Origin of the sequence: Acidovorax sp. DW039 (assembly GCF_037101375.1) — a bacterium.
In the GTDB taxonomy this organism is placed as follows: domain Bacteria; phylum Pseudomonadota; class Gammaproteobacteria; order Burkholderiales; family Burkholderiaceae_C; genus Acidovorax.
The window spans coordinates 79,888-93,737 of record NZ_AP029020.1 but is presented as its reverse complement, the minus strand read 5'-3'; the positions used below and the strand labels follow the sequence as shown (position 1 = coordinate 93,737).

At 63.4% G+C, this 13,850-nt stretch carries 6 protein-coding genes; 5 read left to right on the top strand and 1 reads right to left on the bottom strand.

The genetic code is table 11. The annotated features are described in order from the left end of the window. Nucleotides 1-122: 122 nt before the first annotated feature. The gene (locus AACH87_RS22110; protein WP_338799270.1) at nucleotides 123-2,525 is read right to left on the bottom strand and encodes a DNA polymerase II; all 2,403 of its coding nucleotides are present in this window, start codon (nucleotides 2,523-2,525) and stop codon (nucleotides 123-125) included. 421 nt (nucleotides 2,526-2,946) lie between these two features. On the opposite strand from AACH87_RS22110, the gene AACH87_RS22105 reads away from it, so the two are divergent. The 5 genes from AACH87_RS22105 to AACH87_RS22085 all read left to right on the top strand — a co-directional run bounded on the left by AACH87_RS22105 (nucleotide 2,947) and on the right by AACH87_RS22085 (nucleotide 13,509). After that, nucleotides 2,947-3,399: a hypothetical protein gene (locus AACH87_RS22105; RefSeq protein WP_338799269.1), complete on the top strand. Its 453-nt coding sequence runs from the start codon at nucleotides 2,947-2,949 to the stop codon at nucleotides 3,397-3,399. Between the two features lie 222 nt (nucleotides 3,400-3,621). Continuing rightward, a complete protein-coding gene (locus tag AACH87_RS22100; RefSeq protein ID WP_338799268.1) occupies nucleotides 3,622-5,286 on the top strand; it encodes a hypothetical protein in 1,665 nt (554 codons plus the stop codon). 233 nt (nucleotides 5,287-5,519) lie between these two features. Then, nucleotides 5,520-7,211: a glyoxalase superfamily protein gene (locus tag AACH87_RS22095; protein WP_338799267.1), complete on the top strand. Its 1,692-nt coding sequence runs from the start codon at nucleotides 5,520-5,522 to the stop codon at nucleotides 7,209-7,211. Beyond that, entirely contained in the window at nucleotides 7,208-11,326 is a 4,119-nt protein-coding gene (locus tag AACH87_RS22090) for a hypothetical protein (RefSeq protein WP_338799266.1), read from the top strand. The genes AACH87_RS22095 and AACH87_RS22090 overlap by 4 nt, the downstream gene beginning before the upstream one ends. Beyond that, nucleotides 11,326-13,509, top strand: a complete 2,184-nt coding sequence (locus AACH87_RS22085) for a hypothetical protein (protein ID WP_338799265.1) — start codon at nucleotides 11,326-11,328, stop codon at nucleotides 13,507-13,509. The genes AACH87_RS22090 and AACH87_RS22085 overlap by 1 nt, the downstream gene beginning before the upstream one ends. The last annotated feature ends 341 nt before the right edge of the window (nucleotides 13,510-13,850 follow it).

Genomic DNA, 13,850 nt, shown 5'->3' with positions numbered 1-13,850 from the left:
CACTGTCCCGCGCAAGATGGTTTGGACCCCAGAGTTCAGTTACAAGGCCAACCTGGCATTCCACACCATACCAACCAGAGTCTCACGATCAGTAATCACCCTAGGGTGGGTTCCCCCTCCCCCTAAAAAAGCGCCTTCTGCGTACTGGTCAATCCTACAAAGCTATCCCCCAACGGCTGAAGAATCGCATCGGCAATGGGCTGCAGTTGCTTGACGAGGTAGTGCTCATAGTCAATGCGAGAATGCCGCGCCTCCAATGGTTCGGGGCCACTTTGGGTCATCACGTACTCGATCCAGCCACCACGCTGGTACTGCAGAGGACGGTTCAACTTCGCGTTGTGTGCATCAGCAATGCGGGCCGCACGCACCTGGGGCGGTACGTTGACCTCGTAGGCATCGAGCCGGTGGCGCAGACGCTTGCGGTAGACGAGCAGCGCATCCATCTGACCATCCAGCATGGATCGCGCGTAGTCGGTCACAAACGCCTGATAGGGCTCGCCGTGGAAGATGCGTGACAGCAAGCCATCTTGGAACTGGCGTGCCAGTGGGGTCCAGTCGCTACGGGCCATTTCCAGCCCACGGTAGACCATCTCCTCCCGTCCCTCCTCATCGACGCTCAGGCCGGCGTAGCGTTTCTTGCTACCGACATCCGATCCTCGGATGGTGGGCATGAAAAACTTGGCGTAGTGGGTATCGAACTCGATTTCGAGGAAGTTCTCCAGTTGCTGCTCTTCACGCAGCTTGCGGGTCCACCAGGCATTGATCTCATGCACCAAGCCGGCCGCAATAGCGTGCGCCTCCGCGTTGGGGTAGGTGCGCTTGAGCCAGATGAAGATGGAGTCGGTGTCTCCGTAGATGACTTGGTATCCGCGCTCCTCCACGAACATTCGGGTGAGCTTCATCACCTCGTGGCCGCGCAGGGTCACGGCAGACACCAGCTTCGGGTTGAAGAAACGGCACTCGGATGCACCCAGCACACCGGCGAAGGAGTTCATGAGCAGCTTCAGGGCCTGCGAGAGAGGCTGGTTGCGCACCCGCTTGGCCTCGTCCCGGGCATTCGAGAGCATGGTCACGATGTCCGGCAGGCAGTGCTTTTCGCGCGAGAACAGCGTGCCTTGTGGCCCTTGCACCAACCCGGTCTGGATGTTGGCGCTCTCGCCCTCTGCCAGGCCTACCGGGTCCACCAGGAAGGTCCGGATGATGGTGGGGTACAGGCTCTTGTAGTCCAGGACCACGACGGAATCGTAAAAGCCCGGGGTGGAGTCCATCACATAGCCGCCAGGGAAAGCCTTGGCTGCGATGTCACCCACGTTGGGTGCCACGTAGCCCAGGCGGTGCATGCGCGGCAGGTAGTGGTGGCTGAATGCGGCGATGGAGCCGCCGAAGTGATCTATCTGCAAGCCTGTCGTCTCAGCTCGCTCCAGCACGAACGGCAGCAGCTCCAGTTTCTCGAAGATGCGCAGGACGAGCGCGCAGTCGCGGATGTTGTAGCTGGCCAGCGCGGGCTTGTCTTCCTGGTAGCGCCGCTCGATCTCCGCCATCTTGTCGTAAGCGTCTCCGATCTCCTTGCCCTCGCCCAGCAGTGCTTGCGAGACCGCTTCGAGGCTGAAAGACGGGAAGCTCCACATGCCCGCCCGCAGTGCTTCGATGCCATCGACAACCACACGCCCGGGCATGGGCGCGAACAGGTAGCCCTGACGGCCGGGGTGCGTACGCCACACGATGGGGCGGCGCTCGCGCCCGAGCAGCAGTTGCACGGAGTTCGCATCGGCCGCCTTCTGCAGCACCCGCAGATCGAACTGGATCACGCTCCAGCCGACGATGACATCCGGGTCATGGTCCGCAAACCAGGCATTGAGCTGCTCGATCATCGCCCTGCGAGTTGAGCAGTACACAAGCCTGAAGTCCATCGGTGGCACAGTTGGTTCCGACACCGAAGCTCGCGCTGGCGTCTCCCCCAGCATGAAGACCACTCGGTCGCCCGCGGCATCCAGTGCGATGGAGTAAAGATCCTCGGTCGCGCTCGTCTCGATGTCCAGCGACACCACCGTCAACACCGGGCGCCAACCAGAAGCGGGTTTCAATCTGCCGTCGAGGATGGTCGAACCTTCGCGCTGGCCGCCCTCGACCAGAACTCCTGCCGTGATGAACCGCTCCATCAGGTAGCGGTCGTGTGGGCGGACATCCGCTTCGTAGAGCGGTATCCCCAGAGGCTGAAGTGCGCGCGCCAGCTTGCCGAGATCGCGAAACCTGCGGGCATAGACGCCAAGGACAGGCTTCTGGCCGAACGTCTTTAGACCAAGCTCCTTGACCTCCAAGCCCTGCAGGCTCGCCAGTGGGACCTGTGCCGCGGCCCTGTATCGGACTGGGAGGAAGGCAACTGAGGTCTGCTGCTTCAGAAGCACCTTCTTCGGCCCCTGGTCGGTAGCCAGCCAGTACTCGATCTCGGTGCCGTCTGGTAGATCGCGCCAGTTGCGTGTGAGTAGGAAGCCCCGGAGTTCGGTGGGTTTGGGGGCCGGGGACATTAGGTGAAACGAAAGACGCTAGGGCAGAGTCTGCAGAATTTTGAGGGACGATTGAGAAATATTGGGACGACCTTGCACGAAATACTGATTTTATATACAGTATTTAAAACCTACGAGGAGAAAGCCATGAACAATCTCTGCCGCTACGTATTCCGACCCGCACGACCCGCCCCTGCGTTTCTGCGCCGTATTTGGGCATGGCTGTGATGAAAGCACTGCGGCACCACACGTGCCTTCGCCTGCAGGGTAGAGCGCGGTGAGTCCTAGAATTTTCAGCTGGGCGCTCCTAGCCTACTGAATACCTGATTGAAGACTATCTGACCGACCGTTTGAGGCTGGTTGCAGCCGCTGAGATTTGGCAAGCCTGTGACCGCTGCCGCCGATACCAGACGTTGGCCTGTTATCTGACTAAACGTCCGCTGTGCACTTCAAACCGGAAGTTGGCCTTGTGGAGATGCGCAGGAACCTGGAGGTGGTCAATTTTCGAGAGGAGCTGAAGAAGTACACGGCCCAACTCGCATCAGCCAGGCCACTCGAATTGGACGATGTCGTGAAGGAAGTGAACCACGGACTTGCATCCCTCGTGCAGCGACATGCCAAGGCAATGGAGGAAGTCAAAGCGAAGTACTGGCCGAAAGTCGCCGGCGTGGCCGCCGCCACTGCGATGGGCGGCTTGGCCGGAGGCGCCATGTCTTTCTTGCCCGCGCTCGCCGCCGTCTCCGCCGTGGCAACGCCAGTTGGCGCGGCCATCGGGGCGCTGGGAGGCGGAGCCCTGGGCGTCGTGAAAGAGCTCGCTGGCGCTAAGGCTGAACGAAATCAGCTCGCAAGGCATTCGTTGGTCGGCATGCTTGCGGCCGCGAAGGCGCACAAGTAGTTCACCAAGGCTTCGTTGACAGCGAGAGCGGTCGTTGAATACCATCTGCCTGCGGTTCAAGCCGAACCGCGGGCAAGTTGGCGCCCATCAGCGCACGCACCAGGTTCTCCTGGCACGGTGAAGCCCAGTTGAGACGCAGTACCCCGACCCCGGCTCTTTGAACTCCCGGAAGGCCAGACAACGCGTGCCGTCCCTACGTGTCTTCCCCGAAGGAGCTCAACTGTGGCCAAAGTGAAGGCGCCGCGCGCGCCGCTGTCCCCCGAACTGCAAGCTGCCGCTCTCTGGACCTACGTCCAGGCGAAGCTGCCACGCTTCTCATCGCAGACCGCTCTCGCGGTCGTCAACAACCTTGAGCCGCTCCCCGGGGAAGACCTGAAGCACCTGGCCAAGCGGCTGAAGCCGCTGCTGGAGCGCCAAGGCATCCGAATCAAGCACACGGCTTGCCTAGAGGCGGCTGCCCGGATGCTCGGTGCGGCGAACTGGCACGAGTCCGAGTACAACGGCCCGGAGCCGACGCTGGAACTGACGGTACTTGCAGGCTCTGGGAACGGAGTGGACCAATACTTGGGCAAGGTCGAGACCTTTGCCACCTGGCGCGAAGCCGTGCCGCGCATGGCGCACTGGTGCGACCTCCGCTACGCGCAGTCGCCCGTGAAGACCTTCAAGGTGCACGTCGGCGAGGACTACGTGATGGTCGGCACGCCGGAGTCGCGCGGACCGGATAGGCCGGGCGACTTCACCAACATCCCCATCTTCACCCTTCGACCCCGCGACGACCGCAGCGAGTGGCTTGAGGCCGCGCCGAGTGCGTTTGAAGCACTGCGTCGGCACTTGGAAGAACGTGGCGTGGCCGCCTTGGAAGGCATCGCCGTCATGCAGCTGCTGCAGCGGTACTCTGACCCGAAATACGCCTTCGGCCTCGGCCGCGCAAGCGTCACCGGGGACGCCCCGAACGCAGAACTGGTCCTGCTGCGCGACGACGACGAACTGAACCCGCACAACGCGTTCGAGATGGCGCGTGGAGACGAAATGACGTGCTGGGCTCAGCTCGAGCTGGCTTCGAGCGACCGTGGCGGCACCGATTCTGCGAAGGTGGACGGCCGCAGCTGGGTCATTGGAGACACCCGATACACGTGGGAGCTGCACATCATCCGGCCGAAGGAGTACGTCCCCGGCCTCGAGATGCGCCAATTGAACGAAGAGGACACGGAGCGCCTGCTTCGCCGTTTTCGGCTGGTCAAAAACATCTTTTCTGGTCGCGTGCGGCACCACGAGGTGCTGAAGCGGGTCGAGTACCTGGGCGGTCCCCGCGAAACGTACCGCGTGGACCTGCACCGACTTCTGCTGGCCGCAAAGGCCGCCGGGCATACGTGGGAAAGCCTCTGCGAAGCGATGGGAGTCAAGGAGACGATGCAGGCCGAGCTGCCGGTCGGCTTCATCATGAGCGCCGCGGAGTTGCTGTCCCCCAAGAAGCCAAATGAGTTCTTCGCCCGACCGAACATCTCCGAGATGGCACGCGCCGATGACGACCTCGTACTTCGCACGCTGCTGCCGCGTGTCGACACAGTCCGCTACCGGACCCACGACGTGTCTGAAGAAAAGAAGCCCGTGGTGCGGGAGGCCGTGGAGGAGCTCATTGACAACCTACGGGTCCGCAAGATGCGCCAAGTCGGCATGTTTGCGGATGAACACGACCTGCCGCTGCTTGTTCACGCCCACGACGGCGAGGAGCTGCGCCTGACGCTGAAGGAGCACGGTTTGGTGGTCTACGCCGGCGTACTCCCGAACTTCTTTCCGCTCGACGACCTGGGTGACAAGTTCAAGGGCACGAACGTCGCGCCGTTCGCGTTCGGGCACGCCCTGTACCTGCACATTCAGCCTGAGTGACCTGAAAGCGGGGCAGGCTTGCTCCGCCTCAGCAATTTCAGTAATATCAAAGCGCGGTTCGTAGCCGAATCGTAGGCAAGTTGGCGCCTGTCAGTGCACGCTAGCTCGGTGGTGCGGCCCCGAGCAACCGGCAAAGCCAGTTGGTAGTACCGAATCGAATCCCGGCTTGGTGAGTTTCAGGAAAGCCGGACAACGCGTGCCGTCCCGAGTGGCTTTCCGTATGGAGCTCATCAGTGACAGCCATTGCCTCTGCGGCCTACGCCGCCCATCCTCTCGATGACGAGTCCCGCGCCATGGCGCTGTGGACCTTCGTCCAACTCAAAACCCCTCGGTTCTCCAGCGCTGACGCACTGGCAATCGTTCGCGACCTCGGGCTGCAGCCCGGGTCTGAGGTCAAGGCGCTCGCAAAGCAGCTGCGAGCGGCCCTGCAGGCCCGGGGCATCGCACTTAAGCACACCAACGCCCTCCAGCTCGCCGCGCAACTCGCCGGCTTCAAGAGCTGGCATGAGGGCGGGTCAGTTTCCACGAAGAAGCCCCTCTCCCTTCGCTTCCATGCCGCCACCTGGCTGAATCGCGAGCTCGAGGACTGGGACGACGCGGTAGACGTCATCTCCGACTACTTCCTTGGCGACATCAAGGCGAAGGGGCTCCGGAGTTACCGGTTCGTGTTCATGCCGGGCGCCTTGGGCATCCAACAGCCCCTCCTCGAGGCCCACAACGCAGTTGGCCGACGCGTGCCGCTGCTGGAAATTGTGTGGGACATGGATGATTCCAGCCAGCTGCGCGCCGCGGTGACCGCTGCCGAACGCGTGCGCCGGCGGTTCGAGGAATCCGAGCACCAGGCAATCGTCGACGGCGTGGCCGCAATTCAGTACTGCCTTCAGAACCCCCATCCGGAGGGACACCCAGACGACCCGCTCAACAGCGAGCTTGTCGTCTTGGACTGCGACCCGGGACCGTACTCGGCGGCCGAAGTGGCACGGGGCAACGAGCTTCAGTGCTGGCGCGAGCTCGTGAACCTGATGGAGGACAGCCACCTGGAGCCCGCATCGCCGATTGAGCTGGACGGCCTGGACTGGGTGTGCTCGCCCACAAAGCGGTACCGGTGGCAGTTGCAGACGTTGCGGTCGACGGGTGGAGCAGTTCCTCAGATTGCCACGCGAGAGCTGACCCGCGACGAAACCGCGAAGCTGCTGCGCCGTCGCAACCGCATCGTCCGGAACCGGAACTACATGGTTCCGGAGGACACCGTCCGTCGGATGCAGGTGTTCGACTCAGAACGGCCTGATGTCATGGTGCATTGGGGCGCGGTGTCCGCGCATGTCCTGGCTGACCGCGTTCCGCGGGAGGTCGTCGACCAGGCGCTCGGTATGCGAAAGACCGGCGAGAAGCTCAGCCTGCGCGCGTTCGAGAACCTGTCGACAGAGTTGAACGCCGACGACCCGCAGTCGTTCATCCTGCTGCCGGCGCGCAAGCAACTCGCCTTGCTCCAGGACGATGGCTTGCAGCGAGCGCTGGTATCGCGCATTGAAGACGTCGAGCCCATCATGCCGAGAGGCCTGGACGATGAGCGCGCAGAGAAGGCGCAGGAGCTCGTGAACAGCTTCTGCGTCTCCCTGCGGATGGACGCTCGGGACGACGACGCGCCCATCAACTTCGTCATGCCGCGGCACAGCCCTTACCTGATTAGCGCCGGGGCCGGGAAGGACCTCCTTGATGGTCTGGCGAAGCTCGGTCTAGTCGCGTACGGCGGGCTCACCACGCTTGCCCGCTGGGTCACCCGGAACGGGAAGGACGGCAAGGAGCGCTACATCCGGGCCTGCCGGGCGCTGCTCCTGGACATCGACTATGCGGAGTCAGTGCCCCGGGGGACGAAAAATGCGTTCTCTGGTTCGCTAAACGGGGACGAGGAGGAAGCCAAATGAGCTTCAAGATCCCCAGGACCGCCAGCGCTATTTTCCAGAGAGGCTTCAAGGAGCCGTATCTCAAGGCCTCTGAGCGTCCCTTCGTCAAACTGCTGAACTGGTACACCGGGTTCGGCAAGACCTACACCGCCGCGGCGTTCAGCATCGAGCTGTTCACCAAGTGCGATGTCATCCCGGTGTTCATCGCCCCGCTGCAGTCGCTCGTTGCCGGCTTCAGCGACGAACTGGCCAAGCACCAGAAGGTGGGCGAGTACGCCGACGAAATCGAAGCCGCCATCAAGGAGCGGGGCTTCGCCATTCCCATGCACCGCCTGTACTCAATCGAGTACCACCTGAACGACCGCAGCTTCTTCCAAGCCTGCCTGGCGCTCGTCGGCTGGCTCGAGCGGCACCAGAACCTGTTCCCGCGGCTGGAGACATCTGTCAAGCACGCCGACACGGACAAGAGCGTTCGCGCGCGGGTCAACGAGCTCCGGCAGAAGGCGCTCTACTGCGAGAAGTCAAACTTCCTGACCATGGCCACCTCGGACGACACGTACGAGGACACCCGAACGGCCTACATCAAGGCCGCACAGCGGGCCCGCACGTTGGCGGACGGCCTGGTCTGGCGTCTCATCAAGTTGGACGTCGAGACGCGCCACTTGAAGCAGGACGCCGACCGGTTCATGCGGGCGAAGGAAGTCGCTGAACTGGTTCGCCGGCTGCACCCCCTGCAGGCCTTCCTCGACAACCCGGGCGTCATCGTTAGCACCGCCTCCAAGGCGCAGGTCGGCCACCAGGTCTACGGTCCTGACGGCAAGGGCGGCTTCAAGGCGCACAAGTACGACAACCTGCCGCTCTTCCTGGAAGAACTGAACCGGGACGGCAGCTACTTCGGCCGGCTGGTCTCTGGCCGGCCGGACTCCGCCCGCGTCGTCACCTTCGTCGACGAGGAAGAAGACTCCTACTGGTACCTCTTCGACCAGCGCAAGTCCGTGGTGAACTCCGGCGGGCGCAACGACCTGAACCTGGTCATCTCCGAGTTCTTCCAGTACTTCGACCTGCGCTGGCCCATGGCCTTCGAAAAGCTGCGGCGCGACGGCCCGACGGACCTCGCCCTGGCCACGAAGGTGTACGACCACCTTGAGCACTTCGCACTAGTCAGCAAGGCCGTCGAGGATGAATTCGCGATGGAGGTGTCCCGCACCAGCGCGAAGTACATCAACGACGCGCGCCGGGTGGAAATCCTGCGCAAGCACCTGACCGCCCAGGCACCGGCAACGGCCACTCGGTTCGATGACAACGAGCTGCTGCTGGTCCTTGCGCAGCTCCATGACCGCAACGACGCCCACGCCGACTTCAAGCGGTTCCGGCAGAAGGCCCGGGTCCTCAAGCGCATCCGAGACTACGTCCTCACCATCACGCGCCAGGGCAGCACCGCCTACGAGACCTTCCGGGACCTGCACGAGCTGGTCGCCAATAAGAAGTTCTTTACCATGAGCCGGTCGACCTACGGCGAGGTCCTGGACCAGCCCGGGCAGACGTTCTTCACAGAATCCGCCAGCGTCATGGACACGGAGTTCCTGCGCCAAGTGCAGCTGACCCGTGACACCGCCCACCAGACCATTCGGCTGGACTACCACGACGGCGACGTGCCTGCGGACGCGTTCACGCTGCTCGACTACTTGAACCTGGTGGTCTTCATGGCGTCGGTGCTGGCCGCCACCAGCGGCGAGAACGCCATCGAGATGTCCAAGACCGACCAGGAGCGCTACCCGAGCCTGGACCGCTTCCGCTCCGACGTTCGTCGTCTGTTCGATGGTCGCGCGACGGAGGAAGGCCTCGCGGCTGAGACCAGCGACAAGGAGCTGCTGACGGACACGTTCCTGTTCAAGGACACCAAGAGCGTGGTCACGCTCGAGGAGAGCCGGAACCAGCACGAGGAATACAACATGACGGCGGACGTCAGCTTGACGCTGACCATCACGTCGCTGCGTGCTACCCCCGAAGAAGACATCGTTCACGCACTCGGCCGCACGAACGGCGTGTACTTGATGAGCGCCACCGGCGGCCTTCAGTCCGCGTCGTCTGGCGCCTTCAACACGCAGCACCTGAAGCGGTGCCTGGAATCCCGCGGCGGCCTGTTCGCCGAAATGGGAGAGGACGAGCTGGAGGTGGTGTCCGCTCATGCCGAGAAGCAGCTCAAACGGCGTGAGCGGAAAGTCGTCATCTTGGACGACCGCGACCCGGCACGAACTTTCGCCGTTTCTCGCAGCTTCAAGGGCCTGCTGCAGGTGTTCGAAGACGCAAGGCCGAAGAAGGATGAGCCCGGCTATGCGCAGATGAACAGCTACAAGCGCGACGAACTCACCGGCCTGGTGGCAAGCCTCGACAAGATGCTGTCCACGTCGATGCGCTCGGGCCTGGTCCTGTGCCAGACCACGCAGCACGTGCGCAAGTGCCTGATGCGCTTGGCCAACCAGCATACCGGGCTGGTGACCCAGAACGACACGACGGGTGAGCTCTTCACCATCCACCCGCGCGCGCTTCCCAGCTACCGTGATTTCGGGCCCACCGACGACATCACGGTCGTCCTGTACTCCGCCGCGCGCTTCCGCAAGCGTGACAAGACGAAGACGGGCGCGCTCGAGGAAGAGGATGACAAGGGCCTATTCAGCGAGGACCTCGAGAAGGCCCTGGACATCAGCAACAAGAAGCTGCTGCTGTGGACTGCCTACAAGTCAGCGTCGCGCGGCATCAACTTCCTGACCCGCCACCACGGCAAGAAGCAGGACTTTGAGCTGTTCTGCTTGCTGAACGACCCGTACTACACCCGGCACACGCGCCCTGGGTCCGCAGGCTTCTCGATGGAGATGTTCCAGAGCTTCGCCCAGGTGATTCGGGACGAGAACGAGAACTGGGCGTCCATGTCGAAGGGCGACCTGCTGTTCGAGTACTCGCGCAACAAGTGGCGCCGGCTGCGCAAGGAGCACTTCATCGACATCACGCGAACCGTCTTTCAGGCGCTGGGGCGCGGCGAGCGCTCCAACGAGCAGATGCCGACGCAGCACCTGTACGTGAGCTCAGAAGCGGCACGCATGGTGCACCTGGGACTGCGGCATGCGCCGGAGCTGCGAAAGCGGGCGTCGCCCGCCCAGCGCGCGGTGCTGGAGCAGATTCGCGTGCACAACATCGAGACCGGCATCTTCCCCTCTGACGACAAGCGGCAGGCCGACCACCGGGACAGCCTCAAGAAGGCAGTCGCATTCCGGAAGTTCACCAGCCAGACGCCGGCGCGCTTCCGTTCCGACCCGGCAGCGCGCACGACCTGGCAGCGCATGTTCGATTCGCTGATGTTCAGCGACCCGCTGAAGTACCTGGAGAAGCTCGCAGCTGCCGGGATGCCCGCAGAGTACCGGGACGGCTGCTTCGTCGAGGTGCCAGCCATGGCAGACGCGTACACCGTCGACTTCGGTGCCGCGGGCATGGTGGAGCGGGTCATCACGGACGCTGCGGACGGTGCTGACGCCTACAACTGGATTGGCATGGTGGCGCCGGAAGGGCTCATCAGCCAGCTGTCGTCCAGCACGCAAGGCCTGCTGAAGGAGTGGCGCGGCTTCAAGCTCGCGGACAAGACCAAGCGCCTGCTGCCGCAGCCCTGGTTCGTGACTGAAATCATGAAGGGGTACGTCGCGGAGCTGGAGTTCGAGCAGTACATCGGAGCCCAGTTCAATGTGTGGCCGAAGAGCCTGCAGCTGGGTGGCGGCCCGGTCGAGTACCTGCCCCTTGCGGACCACCCGCTTTACGCGGAGCTCTACCAGCTGTTCGACTACTACCTCGTGCCGCAGCCCGGCGTGCTGGTGGCTGTGGACCTGAAGAACTGGGCGCGCAGCACCGACAGCTTCAAGAAGCAGCAGCTCCAGGAAGAAGCCGAGAAGAAGCACCAGCGCCTGCGCGAGCTCCTTCCCGACCACAAAGTACATGCGCTGTACGTGAACCTCTTTGGCGCCCACAAGTTTGCGGTGACCAAGCCGCCGGCCGGAACCATTCGGTTCATGTCCCTGTACGTGCCGAACACCGGCACCGACCTGTGGATGCCAAACGCCAACCTCCGCGAAGCGGTTCTGGGGAAGTAATGCCGATTCGCCGTCTTGACCCCAACGAGGTTGCGCACGCCCGCCTGAGCGCGCTGCGGTTCACCGTGCCTGTCGCCGAGGCCGCCCGTGCACTTGCGAGGTGGCAGGCCACCCAGGGCAGCCTGCTGGTCCCGATTGCTATCCCGCTGCCAAGAGCGACGGAGGACTCGCCCAAGGGGGTGAGCTTCTTCCGACACCGCGCGAAGCTCGTGCGAGTGCAGATTGCCAAGGAGCTGGGTCTTGACGGCGACGCAGCCCTGAAGCTGTCTTTCTCCATGTCCAGCAAGGACGCGTGGTACCTGGGACCGCGGCCGAGGCTCGACGCTCAGACGATGCTGGACGCCGTGGCAGGCAGCCCGGGCAAGTTCATCGAGCTGATGCTGCTGAAAGAGCTGATTGAATCGTCTGCCCTGGATGCGCAGGACACGTTCGTCGGTGGCGGGTTCGGACCCGGCGTGTATTTGGGAAGCGCCAGCCAGGCTTCGAAAAAATACCTGCAGCTGGCGGAGGCGGAGTACTCGGTCAACACGAAGCACGGACTCCTGCTTTGTGATGTCACCGCCAAGCGGTTTTCACGCAAAGCCACCGCGTCCGCCGAGACGGCGGCAGCTACCCGACTGGCCAGCGCCGGCGAGGGCTTCCTCGTTGGCGTGACCCGCATCGTTCCAGACGAATTCTTCGAGCAGGACGGTCGCAAGTCGCCGATGGAGGGGCTGAGCCTCGACACAGACAAGATTCGCCGGTCGCGCTTCTACTACCTGAACCTTCTGACCGAGTTCGCCATCCGGCTCTTCACCAAGGCTGGCGTCCCGTTCGCACGCGAGACCTTCGCCGCCACGCACTGCGTGGATGACGCCTACATCCCGCTAGAGCCGCTGGCCAGCCTGCAGCAGCCTCTGACCGTGGTGAACGCCACGGCTGAAGCGCTGGACGCCGACGCGCTGGCGCCGCTGGCGCGCTTCCCTGAGTACCTTCCGGGCTACCACATCGCCGGCGGCAAGAAGACTCACTTTCCTGCACCTGACCTGCAAGTGGCCGCCGCGGTTCCCGACGAGCTCCTGCCCAACGTCAACTACCTCTTCCTGAACGGCCAGGGTGACGAGGACCTGGGGAGCGTCCGGTTGGCCAAGGCACCGTCCACCGAGCTTCAGCCCGCGAAGACGTCAGCCGCCTATACGGCGCTGGCGAAAGGCGAAGGCAAGGCTGACCCCTACACGGAGGCCAAGTACCGGCACCTGCTCGCCCGTGACACCTTCGTGGTGGCGACACAAGGCCTTGACTACGGTCCCAAGGACCTGGCGTCCCTTCGGCCGGGCAAGGCTGACAACGCAGAAGGCCGACAGCTGCAGGAGGCCCTGAAGCGCTGCCTGGTGGAGCTGTCCCTGAAGGAAGTGCTCCTCGGTCGCAAGCCGGTCATGGTGCCTTCCATGCCGCCCGGTACGCCGGCGAGCCTCACGTTGCTGGCTACCCGTCGCACGCGCCTCCCCGGCCGCGCGGACCCTGAGCAAACCATTGCCGCGGTCGACGTGCGCGTGCTCGGCGACACCATCGAAGTTGTTCGCGTGCGCCGCACGCCCTGGGGCAACAGCGGCGCAGTGCTGGATCTGGTGTTCGAGTACGACTTCCTGCAGGAGCAAGGCAAGGACGCCGTCCGCGACGGCCAGTTCTGGGTGGTCGACCAAGCCACCAGGGAGCGCCTGACCGTCTGGGCTGGCGCCTTTGTTCCCAAAATCATCCTGAACGACGCCTACGAAGGCATCGAGCACGCCATTGCCGCTCAGGACGGCCACCTCGCCGAGCGGCGTGAGGAAGGAAGCAAGGCACGATTTCTGTCGAAGGGGCGCGAGTTCAACCTGCTCCCGTACTACATCTCCATGCTCAAACCCGAGCACGCAAAGCACGGCGAGCGGGTGGGCTTGCGCATGCCCGTGCAGGACTGCGGGACGTACGTGCGGGTGTTCGTGCCCCCAGAGGGCGGTGTCAGCGGCTCGGGCGATGCGCTCTCCGGAATGCGAGACGTGATGCACTACGGTGCCGGTGGGGCGCTCACGATGGCCGGCCTCTTGGACCTGCCTCTGGTGCAGCTGTACCTGCACACCATGACCAACGGAGTCCTGGTCGGTGGCGACAATTCGAAGATGAGCGTGCTGGAGAAGCTCGCGAGGCTGGCGCTCGAGAACTAAGGGGAGCGTGTGGCGGCGGGGTACCCGGAGCGCCCCGTTGTTGCGCCCAGCCAACCTCGCAGAAATCGCCAGGCGGAAATGTGAGATTTCGCGGCCGCCACCCGGCAAAGAATCCCGAATTCGACCCGCCTCCGACGCCAGCTTCTTGGCCGAAACTCCAGATTGCCCCGCCAATCGCGGAATTCCCGGTTCGCGAAAGCGGTCAGGGCAACGAACCCAATCGCACCAACGGCTTCCGGTGGTTATGTTCTCTCACTGGCATTCCCCTGCCCGGTGGTTGGTTTAGTTCTCTCACTAATGCTGGTTCGACGCGGACACGCAGCGGCAAGGCGCCGCAAGCC